22 protein-coding genes and 1 pseudogene are annotated in these 21,415 nt (G+C 71.9%); 10 read left to right on the top strand and 13 right to left on the bottom strand.

The window, feature by feature from the left end:
• Positions 1-20: 20 nt before the first annotated feature.
• Positions 21-488 carry a hypothetical protein gene (locus tag SNOUR_RS03175; RefSeq protein ID WP_067343652.1) on the bottom strand — a complete coding sequence of 156 codons (468 nt, stop codon included), beginning with the start codon at positions 486-488 and terminating at the stop codon, positions 21-23.
• 335 nt (positions 489-823) lie between these two features.
• On the opposite strand from SNOUR_RS03175, the gene SNOUR_RS47920 reads away from it, so the two are divergent.
• The 4 genes from SNOUR_RS47920 (at position 824) to SNOUR_RS45975 (ending at position 3,878) form a co-directional block, all read left to right on the top strand.
• Entirely contained in the window at positions 824-1,222 is a 399-nt protein-coding gene (locus tag SNOUR_RS47920) for a barstar family protein (protein ID WP_067343650.1), read from the top strand.
• A 157-nt stretch (positions 1,223-1,379) separates the two neighbouring features.
• Positions 1,380-1,889 (top strand): SigE family RNA polymerase sigma factor, encoded by a 510-nt coding sequence (locus SNOUR_RS03165; RefSeq protein WP_067343649.1) that lies wholly within the window; start codon positions 1,380-1,382, stop codon positions 1,887-1,889.
• Between the two features lie 182 nt (positions 1,890-2,071).
• Positions 2,072-3,340, top strand: a complete 1,269-nt coding sequence (locus tag SNOUR_RS03160; RefSeq protein ID WP_067343647.1) for a hypothetical protein — start codon at positions 2,072-2,074, stop codon at positions 3,338-3,340.
• A gap of 328 nt (positions 3,341-3,668) precedes the next feature.
• Positions 3,669-3,878 (top strand): hypothetical protein, encoded by a 210-nt coding sequence (locus SNOUR_RS45975; RefSeq protein ID WP_159425786.1) that lies wholly within the window; start codon positions 3,669-3,671, stop codon positions 3,876-3,878.
• A 270-nt stretch (positions 3,879-4,148) separates the two neighbouring features.
• Here the strand turns inward: SNOUR_RS45975 and SNOUR_RS47915 are convergent, their stop codons facing one another.
• Positions 4,149-4,505: an MmyB family transcriptional regulator gene (locus SNOUR_RS47915; RefSeq protein ID WP_312631761.1), complete on the bottom strand. Its 357-nt coding sequence runs from the start codon at positions 4,503-4,505 to the stop codon at positions 4,149-4,151.
• 725 nt (positions 4,506-5,230) lie between these two features.
• Here SNOUR_RS47915 and SNOUR_RS46945 point away from each other — a divergent pair.
• Positions 5,231-5,455: a hypothetical protein gene (locus SNOUR_RS46945; RefSeq protein ID WP_067343645.1), complete on the top strand. Its 225-nt coding sequence runs from the start codon at positions 5,231-5,233 to the stop codon at positions 5,453-5,455.
• Positions 5,456-5,781: 326 nt separating this feature from the next.
• Here the strand turns inward: SNOUR_RS46945 and SNOUR_RS03145 are convergent, their stop codons facing one another.
• From SNOUR_RS03145 to SNOUR_RS03125, 5 genes are all read right to left on the bottom strand, one after another.
• Entirely contained in the window at positions 5,782-6,714 is a 933-nt protein-coding gene (locus SNOUR_RS03145; RefSeq protein WP_067343644.1) for an NAD(P)H-binding protein, read from the bottom strand.
• Entirely contained in the window at positions 6,711-7,229 is a 519-nt protein-coding gene (locus tag SNOUR_RS03140; protein ID WP_067343642.1) for a DUF302 domain-containing protein, read from the bottom strand. The genes SNOUR_RS03145 and SNOUR_RS03140 overlap by 4 nt, the downstream gene beginning before the upstream one ends.
• Positions 7,226-7,996, bottom strand: a complete 771-nt coding sequence (locus SNOUR_RS03135; protein WP_067343641.1) for a hypothetical protein — start codon at positions 7,994-7,996, stop codon at positions 7,226-7,228. Before SNOUR_RS03135 ends, SNOUR_RS03140 begins: the two co-directional genes overlap by 4 nt.
• A gap of 148 nt (positions 7,997-8,144) precedes the next feature.
• Positions 8,145-8,777, bottom strand: a complete 633-nt coding sequence (locus tag SNOUR_RS03130) for a TetR/AcrR family transcriptional regulator (RefSeq protein WP_067343639.1) — start codon at positions 8,775-8,777, stop codon at positions 8,145-8,147.
• 185 nt (positions 8,778-8,962) lie between these two features.
• On the bottom strand, positions 8,963-10,144 hold the full coding sequence (locus tag SNOUR_RS03125; protein WP_067343637.1) for a winged helix DNA-binding domain-containing protein: 1,182 nt from the start codon (positions 10,142-10,144) through the stop codon (positions 8,963-8,965).
• A gap of 223 nt (positions 10,145-10,367) precedes the next feature.
• On the opposite strand from SNOUR_RS03125, the gene SNOUR_RS03120 reads away from it, so the two are divergent.
• The gene (locus tag SNOUR_RS03120; RefSeq protein WP_067343636.1) at positions 10,368-10,583 is read left to right on the top strand and encodes a VOC family protein; all 216 of its coding nucleotides are present in this window, start codon (positions 10,368-10,370) and stop codon (positions 10,581-10,583) included.
• 64 nt (positions 10,584-10,647) lie between these two features.
• The gene (locus SNOUR_RS03115) at positions 10,648-11,358 is read left to right on the top strand and encodes an NADPH-dependent F420 reductase (RefSeq protein ID WP_067343634.1); all 711 of its coding nucleotides are present in this window, start codon (positions 10,648-10,650) and stop codon (positions 11,356-11,358) included.
• 75 nt (positions 11,359-11,433) lie between these two features.
• Here the strand turns inward: SNOUR_RS03115 and SNOUR_RS03110 are convergent, their stop codons facing one another.
• A complete protein-coding gene (locus tag SNOUR_RS03110; RefSeq protein WP_067343632.1) occupies positions 11,434-12,339 on the bottom strand; it encodes a LysR family transcriptional regulator in 906 nt (301 codons plus the stop codon).
• A gap of 148 nt (positions 12,340-12,487) precedes the next feature.
• On the opposite strand from SNOUR_RS03110, the gene SNOUR_RS03105 reads away from it, so the two are divergent.
• Positions 12,488-13,381, top strand: a complete 894-nt coding sequence (locus SNOUR_RS03105; RefSeq protein ID WP_067343631.1) for an MBL fold metallo-hydrolase — start codon at positions 12,488-12,490, stop codon at positions 13,379-13,381.
• A gap of 87 nt (positions 13,382-13,468) precedes the next feature.
• On the opposite strand, the gene SNOUR_RS03100 is transcribed toward SNOUR_RS03105, so the two are convergent.
• The 4 genes and pseudogenes from SNOUR_RS03100 to SNOUR_RS49145 all read right to left on the bottom strand — a co-directional run.
• Complete coding sequence (locus SNOUR_RS03100) at positions 13,469-15,472, bottom strand: hypothetical protein (RefSeq protein ID WP_067343629.1); 2,004 nt, start codon at positions 15,470-15,472, stop codon at positions 13,469-13,471.
• Between the two features lie 160 nt (positions 15,473-15,632).
• Positions 15,633-15,812, bottom strand: coding sequence for a hypothetical protein (locus SNOUR_RS03095; RefSeq protein ID WP_067343627.1), 180 nt, complete (start codon positions 15,810-15,812; stop codon positions 15,633-15,635).
• A 55-nt stretch (positions 15,813-15,867) separates the two neighbouring features.
• Complete coding sequence (locus SNOUR_RS03090) at positions 15,868-16,443, bottom strand: LLM class flavin-dependent oxidoreductase (RefSeq protein WP_159425785.1); 576 nt, start codon at positions 16,441-16,443, stop codon at positions 15,868-15,870.
• Positions 16,444-16,475: 32 nt separating this feature from the next.
• Positions 16,476-16,997, bottom strand: a pseudogene (locus tag SNOUR_RS49145) (LLM class flavin-dependent oxidoreductase); the annotation flags it as partial.
• A gap of 249 nt (positions 16,998-17,246) precedes the next feature.
• Between SNOUR_RS49145 and SNOUR_RS03085 the strand changes: the two are divergent.
• Positions 17,247-20,051, top strand: coding sequence for a helix-turn-helix transcriptional regulator (locus SNOUR_RS03085; RefSeq protein WP_067343620.1), 2,805 nt, complete (start codon positions 17,247-17,249; stop codon positions 20,049-20,051).
• Positions 20,052-20,299: 248 nt separating this feature from the next.
• Here SNOUR_RS03085 and SNOUR_RS49140 read toward each other — a convergent pair whose 3' ends face one another.
• Positions 20,300-20,509, bottom strand: coding sequence for a hypothetical protein (locus SNOUR_RS49140; RefSeq protein ID WP_159425784.1), 210 nt, complete (start codon positions 20,507-20,509; stop codon positions 20,300-20,302).
• 68 nt (positions 20,510-20,577) lie between these two features.
• On the opposite strand from SNOUR_RS49140, the gene SNOUR_RS03080 reads away from it, so the two are divergent.
• Positions 20,578-21,402, top strand: coding sequence for a M55 family metallopeptidase (locus SNOUR_RS03080; RefSeq protein WP_067357625.1), 825 nt, complete (start codon positions 20,578-20,580; stop codon positions 21,400-21,402).
• The last annotated feature ends 13 nt before the right edge of the window (positions 21,403-21,415 follow it).

The following is a 21,415-nucleotide window of genomic DNA, read 5'->3' as shown; positions in this document are numbered from 1 at the left end:
ATCGCCGGCCCCGGCCTCGATCAACGAGGCCACTTCTCCGGGGTGCTGCTGGTCGTGACGTCGCAGACGGCGGGGCGGCCGGGGGCGGGGGACTTGCCCTGGGCGACGACGCGGACATCGTCGAGGAGGATCCGGCACGTCGCGACCGTGTCCCCTTCCGGCTCCACCTCCACCCTGGCCACCTCCCCGGTGTTGACCAGCGCGTGCACACTCCACGGGAGGTGCGTGCGGCCGAGCTGTTCGATACGGTGAGCCGGCTTGAAGCTGTCCGGATTGAACCGATAGCGGATGGTGAGGGCGCTGCCCTGGCCGCCGACGGCGTCCCCCTGGTAGGTCAGGGACCAGGCATTCCCGCCCCTCAGGCGCTTGAACCACATGGTGTGGTCCTGCGCCCACAGTACGGCGCCGAATCCAAGGCAGGCGAGGACGAGCCCGCACAGCGCGAGGTAGAGGGTGCCACGGGAACGGCGACGAGCCTGCGAGGACATGTACGGCCGGGCCTTCTGTCGTGCGGACTACGGACTACGGAGTACGGACTTCGGAGTATGGGGTACGGAGTATGCAGTACGGGCTGCGGAATACTGCTGCCAGTAAGACGCATCTGATGGCCGTCAGGTTGAGGCGACACGCCGCACACGCTGCCGGACCGACGGAAGTCAACACTCTGTCGCGCACCACCAACTCTCCGCGCACGCACCGCAGCCGCCACCGACGCGTCTGCGGTGCGTGGCCGGCGCCGCCGGCTGCGCACCTCGGTACCGACATCGGTGGGATCGACTCCCTCTGGGACCTGCTCCGCACGGGTCGCCTGAATCGCAAGGGAATGTGGCACACGCTCGTCCCCGAAGACAGGCATGCCTGGCTGTCCGTCGCGTTGTGGTCGCGGGTGTATCGGCATCGGGGCGAGCCGGACGCGCCCGCCGGCCGGACATTCACCCTGGAAGGCCGCCAGGTCGTCGACGAGGACAGCTTCTGCTGCGCGCTCGGTGAGGCCGTCAACGGGCCTGGTGGGTACTTCGGTTGGAACCTGTCTGCCCTCGACGACTGCCTGCGGGGCGGCTGGGGCGCCGCACCCCCGTTCACGGTGGACTGGCAGCACGCGGCCGAGGCCAGGGCACGACTGGCGGAGCCCGTCCCCACCGGCGAGGGCGAGACAACGACCCTGTTCGACCTGCTCCTGGAAATCCTCGAAGAGCACGGAGTCCAAGTCATCCTCCGATGACCTGCCATGGCCTGCGATGGCCTGCGGCGACCTGCGGCGACCGAGTGTCGCAATTCGATGGAAACCCCGTGAAACATTTTCCCCTCCCGCCGCATCGAAGTAGTGAGGACAGCAGGACACACGCACGTATACCGGGACACCGGGGCAAGGGGAGCAGATGAGGCAGGGCCGCGCGGAGGCGTGCGCGGAGTTCGCGGTGGCGCGGGCCGGACACCTGTACCGGGCCGCATGTCTGCTCACGGCGGGCGACACGCATCTTGCGGAGGACCTGGTGCAGGAGACGCTGGGTCGGGTGTACGTCCACTGGGGGCGGGTCAGTCGGGCCGAGAATCCCGCCGCGTACGCACAGACCGTGCTGACCCGGGCGTTTCTCGCCCACCATCGGCGGCGCAGCAGCACCGAGCGAACCATGGACGTGTTGCCCGACCGGGCCGACGCGGCGGGCGGGGACGCAGTCCTGCGGCTCACGCTGCTGGACGCGCTCGGCCGGTTGCCCGCGAAGGACCGGGCGGTGGTCGTCCTGCGCTACTGGGAGGACCGGTCCATTGCGGAGACCGCCGATGTGCTCAACGCCAGTCAGGCCGCCGTACGCACGCGGTGCGTACGCGCCCTCGGACGGCTACGGGACCTGCTGGGCGAGGACATCGGGGCGTATGCCCACCCCTGACGGCACACCCGGCGCCCGCCCCACGCGCGCAGTCACAGTCACCTCAACCTCCGCTTCCACCTCCACAGTCACCTTCATCCCCACTCCGACTCCCACTCCGACTCCCACCTTCTCTTTCCTTGCCCTTCCCTCTCATCCCTTGCTCTTCCACTCTCTCGACCTCGCGGAAACGGTGGTGCGTCATGCCCGTTGAACAGCACAGCGATCCCTCCGAGGAGCATCTCTTCGAGGAGCGGCTCTCCACCGCCCTGCACCAGGTCGGCGGGACCTTCCACGGCGACCGCGCCGCGCTCGGCGCCGCCGGGGCGGCCCACGGACGGCGACTGCGGATGCGGCGCCGGGCCGCCTTCGTCTCGGGCGCGGCCGGCGTCGCGCTCGCCGGTGTGGGCGGTGTACTGGTGGTGCCCTGGGACGGCTCGTCGGCCGCGCGGCCCTCGTCCGTGGCCGCCGCCCGGCACGCGGCCCCCTCCTCCCCGTCGACCCCCGCGGTCGGCGAGAAGGAGGTGATCCGCACGCTGGAGCAGCTGCTTCCCAAGGGCACGTTCAGCAACGAGGAGGGTCGGGGTGCGGGGCAGGACCCGGATGCGCGGCCGTACGCGTCGGTCGTCTACGACGACGGCAAGGGGCCCGCGGTCCTCTCCGTCTCCGTGGACCGGGCCGAGCCCGGCGGCCGGCAGGCCCGGGAGCTGACCCAGTGCCCGGACAGGACGCTCGTCCCGTACGACGCCTGCGCCACCGACCGACTGCCCGACGGGTCGGTGTTCATGGTTCTCCAAGGCTACGAGTACCCAGACCGACGGGAGGACACCAAGCTGTGGACCGCGAACCTGGTCACACCGGGCGGGCGGAGCGTCTCCGTGCGGGAGTGGAACGCCGCCGCCGAGAAGGGCGCCCCGGTCAGTCGTGCCGAACCTCCGCTGTCCCCCGCGCAGTTGAAGCACCTGACGACGGCGCAGGAGTGGCGCAGGATCGCCGCTGCCATCCCCGAAAGCCCCCGGAAGCGCGCGGAGCAGCCGTCCGCTCCCACCGGGGGCGCGGCTGCCGACACCCTGTCCGATCTGCTCCCCAAGGGCGTAGAGGTCGTCAAGAAGAGCGGCGGCGGCGACCCCGAATACGCCTATGTCGTCGTCGACGACGGTCGGGGGCGCAGCCTGGTCCAGGTCAACGTCCAGCCGGACATGCGGGACGTCGCCGGAGACCTCTTCCACCCCGGGGACGAGTCCCTCGCCGACGGCACCCGCATCGCCGTCCAGCAGGGCCCCGGCGAGAAGGGCGTCGACGGCGTGGTGATGTGGACCGTGGACACCATGCGGGCCGACGGCAAGCGCGTGGTCATCACCGCCTTCAACTCCGATACCCAGCACAGCGCGGCGACCCGCTCGACGCCCGCCCTGACGATGCGGCAGATGCGGGAGATGGCCCTCAGTCCGAAGTGGTGGCAGGGCGCCTGACGGCCGGCGTCCGGCATGACGTGCGGTGGCGATGGTCATATGTCATAGGTGTGTGCCAGCTCGGAGCGTCGTCACCGTGCAGTGGGCCGTCGACTGCCTGCCGCAGACTGCGGGTGACGAACCGCCCACAGGTCGAAACACACGGGCCCAGGACCTCGATGAGGAACTCCGTGAAGCAGGCCAGGGGGCGCCTTGAGCCGGAGTCGCCCGGGTAGCACCGGCGCACCGCGGGAGTGAGATGACCGCCATCTGGAGGAGGTTCGGGTGGCGGGGGAAGGGGCGGCGAATGATCCTGCCGAAAAGTCGCCTTGATCAGCGGAGGTCCCTCATGAAGCACCTGACCGTTCTCGCGACAGCAGTAGCGGCCTCAGCACTGATCGTCCTTGGGGCTGGCACCGCCAACGCCGACGACGACTACGAGCGCAATGTCGGAGTCGCTCCTCAGGTCGGAACCAACCAGATCACCGGCGGCCTCGAAAGAGTCGGCTCCTGGCTTCTGGGCGGCACAGTCCTCCCAGCGGACCGGTCAGCCCGATGACTTGGGGATCGTCGGCTGTCTCACGGCTTGGCTGAGGCGTTCTGTCCTACCGTCTCGGGTCACTTCCCCCGCCGGGGGCCTGCCCGGCTGCCTACACCTGTCGGGATGGTTTCTCGGGAACGCCGACGCTGCGCGCGTACGGCGCCCGGCTGTCGCTCGCCTGCCGGAGCAGTGCGAGGGCCTCCTCGGATGAGGAGCCGGCGGGGGTTGTGCACACGTTGAGCGCCTGCTCCGGTGAACGGGCGATCGACAGTGTCTGCTGTGTCACCGTCACCGTGCCGACGAGGGGAGGTGCAGCTCGTAGTCCGCGGCATCGCACGGCGCCACACGGTGGTCGCCCCACAGTGCGACGAACTGCGGGCTCTTCATCGTCAGTTCGCCGATCAGCTCCGCGAGCAGCGGGTCCTCCGGGTGCCTGCCGACGGCGATACGCAGGTTGCCCACCACCGCGCGCGCCTTGCGCTTCCAGTCCGCGTACAGCTCCTGACAGTGCGGGTCAAGGAACAGCATCCGGCTCATGTTCGGGCGTCGCGCCGGGTCATCCGGGTCCCGGAAGTCCAGGTGCCCGGCCAGCAGCGCATGCCCGAGGGTATTCCAGGCCAGCACGTCCGTACGGCGGCCGAGCACTGTCGCCGGGACGCCGTCGACGGCGCGGAGGAGGTCGTGTGTCGCGTCGGCGGGCTTCTCGGGCCGCGGGCGGCGCAGCAGGGGCGCGCGGCGGGCGCCACCGGCGAACCGGTCGAGGTGCTCGCGCTCGTGGTCGTCGAGCAGGAGAGCGCGGGCGATCGCGTCGAGGACCTCGTACGTCTACTCCTTCGGGTACCGCTCGACGGCCCTGGACGGGCGCCTCGGCGCCGCCCACACCGTCGAACTGCCCTTCGTGTTCGACATCGCCGACGAACCCTGGCTGCACGGGGACACCTGCCTCCTCGGCCCCGACCCCGCCCCACCAGGACTCGCAGCCCGGATACACGGCGCCTGGGTCGCGTTCGCCCACACCGGCAACCCTGGCCGGGCTCCCTACGCCCCGCTGGCGTTTCCTCTGCCGAACACCTCCTGCCGTGTTCCCCCGGGGCCGGGTGCCGTGGGTGTCCGGGGGCCGTCGGCGGCCGTCTACGACGAGGTCGTCGGCCTCCGCGAAGACGTGCGCTGCGTCGTCCAGAACTCCGACAGCGTCCGCGGCACCTTCACCGACCACGCAGACCGGCCCCGCGCGCTGGAGCGCTGGAAGTGCGCCCTACCCCTGGCCCGGCTCACCGCGCTCGGCACAGCAGTCGCCGAAGCCCTGCGCGCCCTTCCCTCACCCCGTTCACGGAGCCGACACTTATGGAGTCGACATTCATGGAGCCGACGTGCGCGATTTCCTCCGCAACAACCCGGTGATGGTTCGCTCCATCATCGTCGCCGTGCTGTCCCTCCTGGGGACCGCCGTACCAGCCCTGGCCGACATGGCCGTCAACGAAACCGTGATCGGCGCCGGAGTCGCCCTCGCAGCCTTATGGCTCGGCGTTGACGCTCACCAGCGCGTGACGCCGACACACAAGATCCCCGACCCCGACGACGACACTCAGGTCTGAGCGCTTCAGGCCATCGGTGCATGAGCCCTCTACCGGCATCCGCCGGCAGGGGGCTTACGACTTTGGTCCTGGGATTGCCGTCGGAAAGGGTTGCCGCGTGGCTGGATCGTGTCGCCACCAGGGCGTTTGTCAGTCCTGTATGCCGTGGTCACCACCGCGGGCCGCAATGATCGTCGGCGGCGTGCCAAGGCAAGAGGTACGAGACCTGAGGTCGGGGGGAGGCATGACCTTCGACGGCTTTGAGGTGGACACCGACCAATCTGTGCTTCCTGATTCCGCATGAGGATCCGGCCCGGCCTGTCCCGGCCCCGCCCCAGCGGACGATCTCAGGCCCCGTCGTCGCGATGACTGTCGAACAGGTCACGTCGTTCACGGACGTACTGTTCGACGGTGCGCGGTGGTCGGCCGGTGATCCGTTCCACGTCGGTGGTGGAGCGGTTGTAGCGGTCCTCCCGGTGCAGTCTGGCCATGGTCGCGATGTGCTGCTGCACGTGCGGCGTCAGCGGGGAGCCGGCCAGTTGATCGGCCCACTGGTCGTAGGGCAGGCGCTCCGCGGTGATCGGCCGGCCCAGGGCGCGCGCGTACTGGTCGGCGAGTCCGTCGAGGTCCAGGGTCGTGGGGCCGGTCAGTTCGTACACGGAACCGACGTGGTCGTGCGGTGCGAGCAGCACGGCCATGACCACCTCGGCGACATCGCTCGACGCGATGGGCGACGTACGGCCCGAACCGAACGGCAGCGCCAGCACCCCGCGGTCGCGGATCGGCCCGGCGGCGAGCAGGGTGAACAGCGGGTTGTCCAGGAACACGGTGGGCCTGATGTGCACGCGCGGCACCGCGGACCAGTCGATGACGTGCTCGGCCAGCCAGTGCAGGCGCTGCTGCCGCGACTCCTCCGTGCTGGTCGCGGTCATCTGCGACACGGTCATCTGCGACATGTTGACCAGCACCTCCAGACCCGGCCGCTCCCGGGCCGCCGCGCACACCACGGCGGTGGCCTCCAGGTAGTCCGGCGAGACGCTCATGCTGAAGAACATGCGGCTGACACCGTCCAGTGCGGCGGTGACGTGCACGGGGTCGGTGAGGTCGCCGACGAGTACCTCGGCGCCGAGCGCGCGCAACGCCTCGGCGCGCTCGTCGTCGCGGTGCACCGTGGCCCGCACGCGCTGTCCGCGTGCCAGCAGCCCCTCGGCGACGAGTCTGCTGACCCCGCCCACCCCGCCGCCGGCCCCGGTGGTCAGAAACATCGGCGTGTCACTCATCGGGCACCTTTCAGCTGTCGTGGTACGTCGCCGCCGAGCAGTGCGATCAACTCGGCTACCAGGGCGTCGAGTTCGAGCCCGACATCGGCGATCTGCGGGTTGTGGTAGCTGGCGAACAGCAGACTGGGCTGGTCGATGGCGAATCGGGTGTCGCCGTCGGGGTCGGTGTAGAGGAGGGTCCTCAGCGGCGCGTGCAACATGACCGCCGGGTCGTGGCGGAACATGCGCTCGGCGATGGTGTGATTGCCCATCAGATACTGCGTGGCCTGCCAGAAGGACGGCGATCCGGCCATGACGGCGGTGAGGTCGCTGCGGTAGTAACGCATGAAGCCGTGCGGGGCGTTGATCTCGGCCAGCTCCAGTGTGGCCGTCCAGGACGCCATCTGGTGGAAGCGGGCGAGATCGACCTCGGGGACGAGGGTTTCGTAGTGCTCGCGGGCCGCGTCGTACGGTGCGGGGAGCGACACGACGAGCCGTCGGGCGGGGTGGTCGAGGGCGCTGCTGGGTGTGGTCATGCCTGGTCCCGTGCGGGTGTCGGGTCGCCGTCGGCGTGGATCAGCGCGACGTCGTGGATGTCGAGGGTGATCGACGGCAGATTGAGATTGACGGTGTCGTCGGGGTTGCGGCGGAAGACGCGGCGGCGTGTGGCCACCAGCAGACCGCCGAAACGTCGATGGCGGCTGGTGTAGTGGCCGACCAGGGTGCTGCCGTTGACCTCGGCGACGTAGTCCATCCGGCGTTGCCTGCCGAGGGCGTCGAAGTAGAAGACCTGGTCGGGACTGTGGGTGGCGATCCCGGGTGGGAACCGCACCTTCAGGCGCCGCCAGGTCTGGCCGGCCTCGTGCCACGGTTCGAGCTCGTGCGCGCGGACACCGGGGTAGGCGAACAGGAACGGGGTGGTGAAGTAGTTCCAGCACGCGTAGCCCAGGAAATAGCCGAGGTGCAGCGCGTCCCAGGGGCTGTTGCGCAGCATGCCCCGGAAGCCGGCGCGTGCGGGGGCGAGGGTTTCCACCGGCTCACCGTCGAGGGTCTCCATGGTGACGCTGTCGGTGGCGGCGTCGAAGACCATCCGCCGGTCGGTACGGGTGAACGGGCTGAACGCGATGTGCTCGCGTGCCGTGTCCAGGCTGAGGGTCTGGTCGAAAGTCCGCTCCGGCGGCCAGCCCTTCAACGCCCAGATGGGGCCGCCGATGGAGAGGTCCACCTTCAGGCCGCGCAGGGAATTCCACAGCCGGTGGCCGCCGGCCTCGGCGATCGCCAGGTCGAGGAGTCCGTCACCCATGGGCCTGTCCTCCAGCAACGTCGGGACGGATGCGCTGAGCCCCGTGCCAAGTATGGCGCCCGGGCCGGTGAGCGGGGGGCAGTGTCTGTTCCCCGCCCGCCCTGGCGTGTCGGCCCCAGGCGGGCGCGGGAGTCCGTCCGGCCGGGTGTCACTGGCCGTGCTGGGCGATTGCCTGGTTCTCGGCGGCGGTGGGCAGGGTGGCGGGCAGTGCGGGGTTGGGGGTGAGGACGCGGGTGAGGATGGCCTCGACCTCGTCCCGGCCGGGGGGCTGGGACGAGGCCAGGCCGCGCAGGGTCAGGCCGTTCATGGCGGCGGTGGCGGCGTGGGCGGTGGCCGGGTCGACGTAGCGCAGCAGCAGGCCGGTGGTGGTCTCGGTGTACTGGTCGGCGATGGTGCGCAGCGCGGGGCGGCGCACCGCGGCGACGTAGAGCTCCAGCTCCACGACCTCGTAGTCGCGGTTCGGGCCGAAGCAGCCCATGAGGGCGTCGGTGAGCAGTACGGAGAGTTGGTTGGTGGTGAGCGTGGGGCGCTGGGCGGCCCACTCTTCCAAGGTGGCGGCGTAGCGCTCGTGGGTGCGACGCAGGGCGGCCTCGATGAGGTCGTCCTTGGTGGCGAAGTGGTACGTGGTCGCGCCCAGCGGTACGCCCGCCTCTTCGGCGACGGCGCGATGGGTGAGTCCTTCGATGCCGCGGGCGGCGATCACCCGCTCCGTCGCCTCGACGATCTCGGCGATCCGTCGCTGCGGGTCCCGGCGGCGCCGGGCGGGCTGGTTGGCCGCCATGCTGTCTGACTCCCAGGTGTGCCGAGCTGCTGATGTGGTACGGACGTACCGTACCCGGGTGACCTCCCGTCGTCCGAATCGCCCCCGCAGCGAATCTGCGGCGCCTGCGTATTCCGTCCGCGTTCCTCCGCGCTCCCTGGGTGCTCCCTGGGTGCTCCCTGGGTGCTCCCTCCGAGCCGCCGACGCTAACCGGCGAGGCGGCGTTCCAGCGGGGTGCGGTAGCACGGCGTGACGCGGGTGGTACCGAGGAACGCGGTCAGGCGGGCGATCTCGGCCTCGACGGCGGCGCGTGCGGTGCGGTCGGGGCGGGCGGCGAGCGGCTCCCAGGCCAGGCAGCCGTCGCGACGCTGGGCCCACGCGCCGATGATGCGGCCTTCCCACCACACCGTGGGACCGATGTTGCCGTTGCGGTCGAAAAGCGCCTTCTTGTGCGCGGGGTCCAGGTGCCAGTCGCGGTGGCGCCAGCCCATGGCAGTGGGGTCCAGGCCGGGCAGCAGCGCCGCGGCCGGCTCGACGTCGGTCGCGGAGCCCCGGTCGTCGACGTCCTCGGGCAGGAGGTAGCCGGTCCCTTCGTCGAGGGCGACCTGTTCGGCGCCGGTGGCGGCCAGTGCCCTGCGGGTGTCGGTCAGGTTCCAGCCGGTCCACCACTTGAGGTCCTCGACGGTGACGGGGCCGAAGGTGGCCACGTAGCGGCGGGCCAGCTCGGTCTTGGCGTCCCCGGCGGGCAGGTGCGGCAGCGGGTCGGCCGGGGCCCAGCGGAACTGGGCGGAGGTCCATGAGCCCAGCGGCCGGGCCCGGCGGATCCGCCCCTCGGCGGCCAGTACGCCCAGCACCGGAGCGGAGAGCCGCTGACGCGATTCGTAGGGCTTTCCAGGGAAGGTGACGATCTGCTCGCGCAACTCCGGTACTTCGGCGGCGAGTTCGGCGGCGCCGGCCGCGCCGCGCCGCGCCAGGGCCGCGAGGGTGGCGGCCTCCACGGCGGCGTAGCGGCGCTCGTCCCAGCCGCACGCCGCATGCAGCTGGTGGGCGGTCTGGGTGCGTTGCTTGGCGGCCAGTGGGCGGGCGGTTGCGGCGTATGCGACGGGGGCCAGGCCGTGGGGGAGGACGAAGACCGTGCGGCGCATGCATCGAATCCGGGCCAGGGTCCGTTCCTGGTACAACGCCCGCTCCAGTGCGGCGACTTCGGGCTCGGCGCAGCGGGCGGCGAAGGAGAGGTAGACCGTGGCCGGGTCGGTGGCGTGCAGGGCGACGAGGGCGTCGGCGACCTCCTCGGGCGTCTTGGCGCGGAGAGAGGGGGCGAGCAGATGGCGCCGGACCAGTCGGGCGCGGCGCTCGGCGGGGGTGATGCGGCGGCGGGCGGTGCTCAAGCTTCTCCTCCGGGATGAGGTGGGGTGGGGTGGGGTGGGGACGGGATGGGGGCGAGAGGTGACGCGATGCATCGAACAGTACGTTCGTACTGTACAGGCCCCTGAGGTGCGGTGGGGTGTGATGGTTGCCGCACGCTAGGTGCCCTATGTCCGCATTGCGCACTTGCGGCGAGTGGGTTACGGTACTGATGTACTACTTGAAAGGTGGAAGGTGCCATCCGCGGTGACGCGGATCCGGGCGCACTGTCCCGCACCCCGCCCGTCTGAGCCGGACGGGCTGCCCTTCCACCTCGACCTGGCCTTCGACGACGTCGAGGCGGCGGAGCGGCGCCTCATCGAGCTGGGCGCCACCAAGCCGGACCACCAGCCCGGCGGCGCGTACTGGACCGTGCTGCTCGACCCCTCCGGTCAGCCGTTCTGCTTCAGCGCCCGCAGCTGAGCACCGAACGCCGAACACCCCGACGCATTCAGCGAACACCCCTCAGCGCAAAAGGAGTTACCCCATGAAGATCGCAGTTCTCGGCACCGGCGGCGGCGCCCGCTGCCACATCGCCAAGCTCGCCGAACTCGGTCATGACGTCATCGTCGGCACCCGCGACCCCGAGGCCACCCTCGCCCGCACCGGGCCCGACATGATGCAGAACCCGCCCTACGGTCAGTGGCTGGCCGACCGCCCGGGCATCCCGTTGGCCACCTTCGGCGACGCCGCGGCCGGGGCCGAGCTGGTGATCAACGGCATCGACGGGCACAACGCCGTCCGGGCCCTGACCGCCGTCGCGGGCGACCTGGCGGGCAAGACCCTCGTCGACTACGCCGTGCCCTACCTCTACAACCCCGACATCGAGCGGCCCTGGCCCACCCCGTGGGGCGTCAACCCGATCCTCGGTGTGTGCGACAGCGACAGCCTCGGCGAGCAGATCCAGCGGGCCCTGCCCGACACCAAGGTCGTCAAGGCGTTCGTGACCCAGGAGCAGGCCACGGTCGTCGACCCCAGGTCCATCGGCGGCGGCGATCACACCATGTTCGTCGCCGGCCAGGACGCCGACGCCAAGCAGACCGTCACCGACCTGCTGACGTCCTACGGCTGGACGGACATCCTCGACCTGGGCGACATCGTCGCCGCCCGCGGCATGGAGATGTACGCCCACATGCACGGCGCCATCGGCTTCGCGCTGGGTTTCGGCACGCACTTCGGCGTCAAGGTCGTCCGCTGACCGAGCCGTCCGGCCCGGCTCGCCGCACGACGGCGGTGAGCCGGGCCCGGTCCGGGCGAGGGCCGCGGGCCGTGGTCATCTCGCCGTGCGGTGACGGCGGTTGCCCGGAACGGCCAGTTCGACGAAGGAACGGACCAAGGGGTTGGGGTCGCCGGTGCGCCAGGCGACGATCAGGCGGCTCGGTGGCATGTCGGCCAGCGGGACCACGGTGAGGCCGTCGGGGGACTCCTGGCCGTGCGGTGCCCACACATGGCCGAGCGGCACCAGTCCGACCGTGCCGTTCCACTGCACGGCACGGATGCATTCGTGGACGGTACGCACCACCGGACCCTCGCGCAGCGGCGCGCCGGGTCCGGTGCCGTTCCAATAGGCGCGCCAGACGGTGTCGGTGCCGTCCGGAAAGCGGAACCACGTCCGGTCGTCGAGGTCGGCCAGGCGCAGCAACTCGCGCGCGGCGAGCGGGTCGTCGGTGCGGAGCACCACCCCGACGGGGTCGGAGCGGATCACCCGGGAGCTGAACCCGGTGTCGTCGAACGGCGCCCGGGTCACGGCGACATCGACCAGGCCGGAGCGCAGTCCCGTGGTCGGATCGGTGAAATCGGCCTCGTGGAGACGGACGTTGACACCGGGATGGCGCTGACGGAAGGCGGCCGCGAGCGGTGTGCCGGCGCCGGCGCGTTCCACGCTGTCGCCGAGGGTGCCGATGGTCAGGCTCACGACGCCGGCCGCGGCGGCGACGCGGGCCCGGGCACGATCGGCCTGCGCCAGCAGGGTGCGGGCTTCGTCGTACAGGGCGTTCCCGGCGGCGGTCAACGTCACGCCGGCGGCCGAGCGGTGCAGCAGGGCGGTACCCAGGTCCGCTTCCAACCGCTTGATGGCACGGGTCAGCGGGGGCTGGGTCATGTGCAACCGGGCGGCGGCCCGGCCGAAGTGGCGCTCCTCGGAGACGGCCATGAAGTAGCGCAGGAGGCGGAGGTCCATCACCAGGCACGATACCCGAGCGGTATCGGGTGGGCTCGACAAGTATTGGACGCCGGGCCGGGCCCGGAGGTGCAGTGAGGGGTAAGTGAGAGCAGGCGCGGATCGGTTCGGCATTCCCACCGGTCCGGCAAGGCAAGGAGTGTGTGTCATGACCGACCATCAGTTGCCCGACCCCGTGGTGCGGACCTCCGGTGCCCAGGAGATCGCGTCTGACGTGGTGGTCGTGCCCAACCGGCACACGGAGTTGGTCCCGAACATCGGCGTCATCGGCGGGAAGCACGCGGTCCTGGTGGTCGACACCGGCCTGGGGCCGGAGAACGCCGAGAGCGTGCTGGCCTTCGCCCGCGACTACGCCAAGGGGCGCAAGCTGTACCTGACCACCACGCACTTCCACCCCGAGCACGCCTTCGGGGCGCAGGTCTTCGCCGGCGAGGCGACGTTCCTGGTGAACCGGGCGCAGGCCGAGGACCTGGCCGACAAGGGGGACGGATACCTCGCGATGTTCCGGGGGCTCGGCCCGACCGTCGCCCGGCGTCTGGAAGGCGTACGGGTGCCCACGCCGGACGTCGTCTACGAGGAGTCCCACGACCTCGACCTGGGCGGGCGGGTGGTGCGTCTACGGGCCGTCGGCCGCGCGCACAGCAGGGGCGACCAGGTGATCACGGTGCCCGACGCCGAGGTGCTGTTCACCGGTGACCTCGTCGAGACCGGGCGGTTCGCGGTCTTCCCGTGGTTCCCGCCGCACGACACCGACGTGAGCGGACTGCGCTGGATCGAGGTCCTGGCCCGGCTGGTGGCGGCCGCACCGCGGATCGTGGTTCCGGGCCACGGCGACGTCGGCGGAACGCAGAGGGTCGAGGGTGTACTCGACTACCTGCGGGAACTGCGCGACGAGACCTGGGCCCGCCGGGACTCGGCGGTGGGCCGGGAGACGATGGTCGAGGAGGTGCGCGCGGCGTTGATCGAGCGGCACCCCGAGTGGGTCGGCCAGGAGTGGATCGACACCGGCGTCGCGTGCCTGTGCGCCGAGCACGGGGGGTGAGGGCAAACGAGGGCAGCGGGAGGACCTGCCGGGCGGATCCTCCCGGAGCGGGCCACCGGCGTCGGCGAGGTGGGTCCGATGACCCGCTCAGGCGTCGTCGATCACCACCCGGACGCCGAAGCGGACCAGTTCGGCCAGGGCCGGGTCGTCGTCCAGCACCTGGAGCACCGCGCACAGGCCGGCGGCGCGCAGCTGCTCCAGCGTCGTGGCCAGCTGGTCGGCTCCGTCGGTCGCGGCCAATCGGGGCTGCACCGACGGTACGGCTTCGGGGGTCGTGCCCCCGGTGGGGTCCGGGTCGCCGGACTCCCGCCGGTGGCGGGCCAATTGCCAGGCGAGCAAGGTGTCGAGCAGACCGGCGGACAGCGCGGTCGCGGCGTCGGGGTGGACCTGGACGGCGACCGTCGCACCGTCGAGCAGGAACGCGAACGCCGGCAGTGCCGCGGCGGGCGAGGCGACCCGGTGGACCGACCAGTGCGCATCGGCGGTCGTCAGCAGCTCCACACACTGGCGGTCCGCGGCGGTCAGTTCGGCCGGCGGCACGGGGGCAGCGTCCCCGGCGGCCTGCACGGGCACGAGCCGGGCCAGCGCGGCCAGTGTGCAGGCCAGCGCCGAACGGTCCAGGTCGGCCTCGGCGGCCACCCCGTGCGCGTAGCGGCCGTTCCCGGGGGCCGGTACCGGGCGTGCCCGCTCGGCGGCGAGGTCCCAGCCCGGTTCCGGCGCGGGCCGCGGGGCCGCCTGCCGGGCCAGCTCCAGGGCGGTGGCGGCGGCGCGCCGCAGCGCGTCCGCACGGGCATCGTGGGCGGTGTGCGCCGCGCCCAGGACGGCCCGCGGCTCGGTGCGCAGGCCCGGGTCGGCGACCTTGGCCTCGGTGACGAACAGTGGCGACTGGGGGTGGTCGCGCTCCCGCACGTCCGGGATCGGGCCCACGTGGCGGTCGCAGGCCACCGCGAGTCGCTCCAGGAACAGCGGGTCCGGTACGGGATCGGCGGCACGGAGGAGGCGGACCCGGCGGGCGGGGTCCTGCTCGGCTCCGGGCTTCCGCGGTCCGGCGTCGGAAGAGGCGGGTGCCGGACCGAGGACGGGGTGGTGGTCGACCTCCAGCGTCGTGGTGTCCAGCCGGGCCATCGCGGCCAGTTCCGGCGTGGTCACCCCGGTCAGATGGCAGTACGCCCGGAACGTGAGCTGGATCGCGGCCAACTCCGCCACCGGGCCGCGGTGGAGCCCGTCGGAGCAGGGGCCGGCGCGCAGTGTCCGGCGCTCGGCCGCCGTGCGGGTGGCCAGCAGTCGCCGCCACGGCGCGTCCCCGTCCCCGTCGCCGTCGGGGGCGGCGGGCGTGCGGACCGGCCAGATCCACACCGCGTCCGCGGTCGCCAGGCCCTGGACCAGCGGCCTGCCGAGTCGGGCGCAGAGCCGGGCCACGGCCTCACGGCTGCCGGCCCCGGGTCGGTCGGCGAGGTGCAGCACGGCGTCGGCCGTGCGCAGCAGCGTCTCCCAGTCCGTCGCGTCCGCCCCGTCGGTGGTGCTGGGCGCCGGCACGAACGCCAGCTCGGCCGGCACCTCCGGCAGCGTGGCGGCGAATCGATGGACCGTCAGCATGCTGTCGGGGTCGGGGAGGACGAGGGTCAGGCGGGTGGCGCCGCAGTCGGTCAGCGCGCTCAGGAAGCCGCGGGCCGCATCGGGGCCACAGACGCAGACCAGGCGGGCGGCGCGGAAGTCCTGGAAGCGGCGCGCGGCCGAGTCGGTGAAGGAGTCGATGAACTGGACCGGCCCGGCGTACCGTTCCGCCGCGTCGTCATCGAGGGAGTGCGGCAGGTCGGAGCCGGTGTCGCGGACGAATCCGCGCTCCAGCAGCGTGCCGACCAGCTTCCGTACCGAGGGGCGCTGGGGCGTGGGCACGGCGGCCAGCAGCTCCGTCAGCGTCGCGGCGCCGGTCAGGGCCGGGGCGAGCGCGGTCAGCAGCCGGTGGACCGAGGCGCCCTTGAGGAACACGCTGCCCCGGGTGCTGCGGACGAAGGCGCCGTCGGGCATCGCGGTGAAGTACACGTCGCCGCGCAGCCGCGGGCGCACCGCGTTGGTGGTCTGGACAGTCATGGCTCGTCGTGTTCGACGTTTTTCTTCCATGGCCTCGACGTCGTTTCGGGAAAGTGGGTCGATTCGTCCGTGCCCGTCGGTGGTGACCGTGCCCCGCCGCTCGGCGCGGGCGCCCCACCACCTCGGTCGCCTGTCGGGTGCGGCGACCGGGGCATCGGTATCAGCGGTAGTTGCCGGGCCCGTTGTCGTCCCTGCGCACCCGGAGTCGGCCGTCGGTGCCGCCGGGCAGGGGTCCGATGGCGGGCATCAAGGCCGAGGAGTACTCGTTGGCCTCGACGACCTCGAAGTCCGCGGCCTCGACCCCTTCGAGGTCCAGGCTGAGGACAGCAGCGGGGGACATCGGTCTTCGCCTCCTTGAAAGGACTTTCTGGTGGGCTCTGACTCCTCCGGTCCCGTCAGGACCGGGAGCCTGTGGGGATGCGGCACCGTTCGGTCAGCCGGCGGCGGCCTGGAAGGGGACCCCGGCGCGGGAGGCCGCGGCCTTCTCCCCGCAGGGGCACCACCGCGTCGCGGAACAGCTCGATCGAGCGGTGCGCCTGCGCCGGCGGCATCGCGCCGATGTCGACCTGCCACAGGATCTGGTCCACTCCGCCGAAGTCGCGCACCAGACGGAGGATGCGCGTGGCGACGGTGGCGGGGGAGCCGACGATCGCTGCGTTGCCGTCCCGGATGTGCTCGGGTCCGATTCCCGCCAGTTTTCGGCCGAAGTCGGGGTACTCGTCGGACTCGTGCTCGTTCCAGGACTCCACGGCCTCCCGCCACACCTCCAGATGGCGCGCGATGTGCCGGTCGGCCAGGTGCTCCGCCTCCGTGTCGGTGTCGGCGACGGCCAGCGGCAGGGTGATGGCGATCCGCGGCGTGTGCCCCGCGGCGGTCGCGGCGTCGCGGTAGCGGTCCACCAACGGCCGCATGCGCGCCGGCGGTTCGAGCGAGGGGGCGTCGGCAGTCCGCAGCCGTTGCCGCCCAGCCACGGGAAACCGTCCGGCGCCCGACTGGTGGCGCCGCCCCCCACCGGCGGGTGCGGACGCTGCACGGGGGACGGGCGTCCGGTGGCCTGTCGGTGGGAGAAAAATGGCGTCTTCTCGTCGATCCGCCGCTCGGTCCACAGACGCAGCACCGCCCGGATGGTGTCCTGATAGCGCGCGGTGGACTCGTCCAGGGACGACCCGAACGTCTCGAACTCCTGGGGCAGGTAGGCTCGGGCGAAACCCACCTCCAGCCGGCCGCCGCTGATCGCGTCCACCGTGGCGATCTCGGCGGCACGTCGCACGGGGTGGTGGAAGGCGGGCAGGAGAGCGTCGGTGATCAGCCGCATCCGTGTGGTGCGGGCCGCGACCGCGCTGAGGAAGGACAGGGGGCTCGGGCAGTAGCCGCCGTAGTCGGTCGGGCAGTGCTCGGTCATCTTGACCGAGACGAATCCGGCCGACTCCGCGAGTGTGCAGAGCGCCAACGCGTCGGAGAAGTACTCCGCCGCCGACTTCCACTCTTCGCGGCAGTCAGGGAGGAAGGACACTCCGAACTGCATGACTGCTCCTCGCTATGGAGGCACTCGGTGACGCCCCCTTCTGGTGCGGTGGTTACATGCCGTCATTCTGTTCGGCTCGCCGTTCCGCCGGCATCTGTCGAACGACCTGCCCGCCGACTGGGCCGCGCCCCACCCCGACCCCCGAAAACCGGCCGTGACCAGCGGCTAGTCACCTTCGGCCAGACGCAACCCACCGCTATACACACCCGTCATGCGACGGGGGACCCCAGGGAGAAAGGACACTGTTGGATGCTGGTCGGGAGAGAGCTGGAGCGGGACGAACTGGGCAGGCTCCTCGACGACGCGCGCAAGGGGAACAGCGGCACGCTGGTGCTGCGCGGACCCGCGGGGATCGGCAAGAGCGCGCTCCTGGCGGACGTGGTGCAACGGGCCGAGCCGGACGTGCGGGTGCTCCGCGCGGTGGGCGTGGAAGGTGAGGTGGAGCTGCCGTTCGCCGCACTGCACCAACTGCTGTTACCCCTGATGCCGTACGTGACACGGCTGCCCGAGCCGCAAGCCGCCGCGCTGCACGGCGCGCTCGGATTGGCCACCGCCTTCGCCGATCCGTTCCTGGTGGCCCTGGCCGTGTTGACCCTGCTCTCCGACGCCTCCGAGGACGTGCCGCTGCTGCTCGTCGTGGACGACGCCCACTGGCTGGACGCGGCGACCGCGGACGCGTTGACCTTCGTCGCCCGGCGGATGGAGCGGGAGAGCGCGGCCCTGGTCTTCGCGGTCCGGGACGGCTCCCGCCCCTTCCCCGCACCCGGCCTCCGCACCCTGCGGGTGGCACCGCTGACCCAGCGGGAGGCGTCGGACCTGCTGGCCCGGCACCTGCCGCAGGCCGCCCCCACCGTCCGCGAACGACTGCTGCGCGAGGCCGACGGCAACCCGCTGGCCCTCATGGAACTGCCCACCACGCTGCGCCCCGAGCATGTCGACGGCAGCGCCCCGCTGCCCGAACACCTGCCGCTCAGCGAGCGGTTGCACCAGATCTTCCGGCACCGCGCGCTGAGCCTGCCGGCCGACCACCACCGGGTGCTGCTGCTCGCCGCGGCGGAGAGCGCGGGCGACCTCGGCACCGTCCTCGGCGCCGCCGGCGACACCGAGGCGGCCATGGAGGTGCTGAGCGCCGCCGCCTCCCAGGGGCTGGTCCACCTGGACCAGCAGCAGGTGCGGTTCCGGCACCCCCTGGTCCGCTCCGCGCTCTACCAGGGCGCCCCGCTCAACGACCGGCGCGCCGCCCACCTGGCGCTGGCCGACGCCGTCGGGCGTCAGGACGACCGGTACGTCTGGCACGCGGCGGCGGCCGCGGTAGGTACCGACGACACCGTCGCCGAGCTGCTGGCCGCACTCGCCGAACGCACCCGGCGCACCGGCGGGGTGGCCACCGCGACCCAGATGCTGTGCCGTGCCGCCGCGCTGGCCTCCGACCGTCGCCGCCGGGCCCGGTGGTTGGTGGACGCGGCCGAGTGCGCGTGGACGGCGGCACGGACATCCGAGGCCGAGGCGCTGCTGGACCGCGCCGAGACGCTGACGGACGACCCGGCGCTGCGGGCGCGCGCCGCCCGGATGCGCGGCGCCATCACCCACGCCAGCAGCGATCCGGCCGTGGCCTGCCGGATGTTGTTGGACGGCGCCCGACTGGTGGGGGAGTCGGACCCGGAGTTGGCGGGGGAGCTGCTGGTGATGGCGGCCCGCTCGGCCTGGGTGGCGGGTGCCCCGGCGCGGCTGACGGAGATCGGCGACCTGATCGGCCGCCTGCACCCCGGGGCGGCCGATTCCGGTGACGGTGCCACGGCCGGCGACGCGGACGGGCCGGCCCCCGCGAACGACGACCGGGCCGCCACCGCCCACCGGTTCTCCCGCCACTTCCACTACCTGGGCAGCCTCGCCCCCGGCAGCAGCGCAACGGCCCACCCGTGCCCCCCGGACGTTCCGGCCACCCGGATGTCCTGGCTGTCCCCCGTACACCCCAGGCCCTGGATCTGGCCGCCGGTGTTCCTCCCCTACCTGACCGGGACCACCGAGGAGATGCTGGACGCCCACCAGCGCACGGTCGACGAGCTGCGCAAGGTCGGCGCCGTCGGTGCGCTGCCGATGTCGCTCGCCCCGCTGGTGGCGCTGCAACTGGTCACCGGCCAGTGGCCCGCGGCGGTGTCCCACGCCGGCGAGGCACTCACCCTCGCCGACGACACCGGCCAACTCGGCGCCGCCAGCCATCTGCGGGCGATGCTGGCCTGGGCCGCCGCGGCCCGCGGGGACGGTGACCGCTGCCGCGCCCTGGCCGAGGAGTCCCTGACGCTGTCGGTCCCGCGCCGCATCACCTCCGCCATCGCACTGGCCCGATGGGCGCTGGGACTCCAGGCCCTCGCCGAGGGCCAACCGGACCGAGCCGCCCGGCTGCTGGGCGAGGTGGCCGCCCCGGGCGCACCCGCCGAGCACTTCATGGTGGGCTGGCTGGTGCTGCCGGACCTGGTCGAGGCGGCGGTGCGGGCCGGGGAGCCGGCGCAGGCCCGGGCGGCGCTGCACCGCTTCGAGGAACGGGCCGCGCCCGCCCACCTCCCGCACCTGCACGCCATGTGGCTCCGGTGCCGGGCGCTGCTCGCATCGAGCGAGGACGCCGACGACCTGTTCACCGAAGCCCTGGAGGCCCCCCATCCCTCGACGTTCGACACCGGCCGGACGCACCTTCTCTACGGCGAGTGGCTGCGCCGCAACCGCCGCATCAAGTCGGCCCGGGACCACCTGCACCAGGCCGAGACGTATCTGCGCATGCTCGGCGCCCGTCCCTGGGTGGAGTTGGCCCGTCAGGAGCTGCGCGCCGCCGGCGACCGTGCCCCGGACCAGCCGGCCCCCGAGCCGTCTGCCGAAGCCGGTCGGCTCACTTCACGGGAGCTTGAGATAGCCCGGCTGGCCGCCCAGGGCATGAGCAACCGGGACATCGCCGCCCGACTCTTCCTCAGCCCCCGCACCGTCGGTTACCACCTGTACAAACTCTTCCCCAAGCTCGGCATCACCTCCCGCATCCAGCTGCACGGCAAGAGCTTCGGCTGACAGCGGACCGGTCCCCGGTACGGCGTCCCGGTGGTGCGGACGGCACAAGATGACCACCGGTCAGGCAAACCTGCCACAATGGCTCATATCTGCGAGGGTGATCGCCGCTTCAGGCTGGCACATGCCGAAGCGGCGTCACAGTGAACGAAGCTGAGGTGCGTCGTCGTGGGGACCGAACCGCTCCCCCCAGGGCAGCGAAGGGTCAAGGGCTGGCCCGTCTCGCACTACGGTCCGGTCCCCGGGTTTCGTCAGGACACCTGGAGACTCCAGGTCTTCGGGGCCACCGCGAGCGGCACCACATACGCCTGGACGTTGGACGAGATCGCCGCCCTCCCCACGACGACGATGCCGATCCGTGGGCCGGCCTGCGGTGCTCCTACCGGGAGGACGAGTGTCGGTCGGTCACGCCCCTCGACGCGCTCTCGACGCGTCCTCGACGCGCTCTCGGCGCGTTCCACGCCCTCGACGGTACGCACGGCGCCAGCGGGGTAGGTCGAAGGACAACACCTCATACCTGGAGCCGGTGGTGAAGGTCTTCGTCTCGTCCGACATGGAGGGCACCGCGGGGGTCGTCGACTGGTCGCAGTGCCGGCCCACGGAGCCCGAGTACGCCTACTACCGGGGCCTGCTGCAAGAGGAGGTCAACGCCGCCATCGAGGGGGCGATGGCGGGCGGCGCGACCGAGTTCCTGGTCAACGACTCGCACTCGAAGATGGCGAACCTGCGCCCCGACGCCCTTGCGGGCCGGGCGCGTTACCTGTCCGGACGGCACAAGCCCCTGTACATGATGCAGGGCCTGGACGCCTCGTTCGACGGCGTCTTCTTCGTCTCGTACCACGGCTCCATGGCGGGCGCGCCGGCGGCCCTCTCGCACACCTACAATCCCCAGGCCATCAGCGAGGTGCTGCTCAACGGCGTCACCGCGGGGGAGAGCGGGATCAATGCGCTGGTGGCGCTGGGGCATGGCGTGCCGGTCGTGCTGATCACCGGGGACGACACGACGGCCGCCGAGATCGAGCCGTTCTGCCCGGGCATCCGCAGCGCCGTGGTCAAGTCGTCGGTGAGCCGCTTCGCCGCGGACAGCCTGCACCCCACCACCGCTCGCGAACTGATCCACCAGGCCGCGGAAGCAGCGGTGCGTGACCTGCCGCGGGCCACACCGCCGCGTATCGCCCTGCCGGCCACGCTCAGCGTGCGCTTCCGCAACCCCGATCTCGCCGAGATGGCGACGTGGATCAACGGCATCGAACGCGCCGACGCCGTGACCGTCCGCACGACGGACGAGGACCCGATCCGGCTCTACCGCAGGTTCGTCACCGCCGTCCTGCTCACCCGGGGCATCGCGGAGTGACACCGTGGAGTGA

Origin of the sequence: Streptomyces noursei ATCC 11455, assembly GCF_001704275.1 — a bacterium.
GTDB classification, from domain to species: Bacteria; Actinomycetota; Actinomycetes; order Streptomycetales; family Streptomycetaceae; genus Streptomyces; species Streptomyces noursei.
Note: the sequence above shows the minus strand (reverse complement) of the source record. Positions and strands in the feature narration are given on the sequence as shown.

Coding starts and splice junctions, on each gene's coding strand:
- SNOUR_RS03130 (WP_067343639.1), bottom strand. CDS start 8,777: ATGGCGGCCAACCAGCCCGCCCGGCGCCGCCGGGACCCGCAGCGACGG.
- SNOUR_RS45975 (WP_159425786.1), top strand. CDS start 3,669: ATGAAGCACCTGACCGTTCTCGCGACAGCAGTAGCGGCCTCAGCACTG.
- SNOUR_RS03110 (WP_067343632.1), bottom strand. CDS start 12,339: ATGGACCTCCGCCTCCTGCGCTACTTCATGGCCGTCTCCGAGGAGCGC.
- SNOUR_RS03105 (WP_067343631.1), top strand. CDS start 12,488: ATGACCGACCATCAGTTGCCCGACCCCGTGGTGCGGACCTCCGGTGCC.
- SNOUR_RS03145 (WP_067343644.1), bottom strand. CDS start 6,714: ATGAGTGACACGCCGATGTTTCTGACCACCGGGGCCGGCGGCGGGGTG.
- SNOUR_RS03100 (WP_067343629.1), bottom strand. CDS start 15,472: ATGACTGTCCAGACCACCAACGCGGTGCGCCCGCGGCTGCGCGGCGAC.
- SNOUR_RS47920 (WP_067343650.1), top strand. CDS start 824: ATGTGGCACACGCTCGTCCCCGAAGACAGGCATGCCTGGCTGTCCGTC.
- SNOUR_RS03165 (WP_067343649.1), top strand. CDS start 1,380: ATGAGGCAGGGCCGCGCGGAGGCGTGCGCGGAGTTCGCGGTGGCGCGG.
- SNOUR_RS03115 (WP_067343634.1), top strand. CDS start 10,648: ATGAAGATCGCAGTTCTCGGCACCGGCGGCGGCGCCCGCTGCCACATC.
- SNOUR_RS03135 (WP_067343641.1), bottom strand. CDS start 7,996: ATGGGTGACGGACTCCTCGACCTGGCGATCGCCGAGGCCGGCGGCCAC.
- SNOUR_RS03160 (WP_067343647.1), top strand. CDS start 2,072: ATGCCCGTTGAACAGCACAGCGATCCCTCCGAGGAGCATCTCTTCGAG.
- SNOUR_RS03095 (WP_067343627.1), bottom strand. CDS start 15,812: ATGTCCCCCGCTGCTGTCCTCAGCCTGGACCTCGAAGGGGTCGAGGCC.
- SNOUR_RS03175 (WP_067343652.1), bottom strand. CDS start 488: ATGTCCTCGCAGGCTCGTCGCCGTTCCCGTGGCACCCTCTACCTCGCG.
- SNOUR_RS03140 (WP_067343642.1), bottom strand. CDS start 7,229: ATGACCACACCCAGCAGCGCCCTCGACCACCCCGCCCGACGGCTCGTC.
- SNOUR_RS03085 (WP_067343620.1), top strand. CDS start 17,247: ATGCTGGTCGGGAGAGAGCTGGAGCGGGACGAACTGGGCAGGCTCCTC.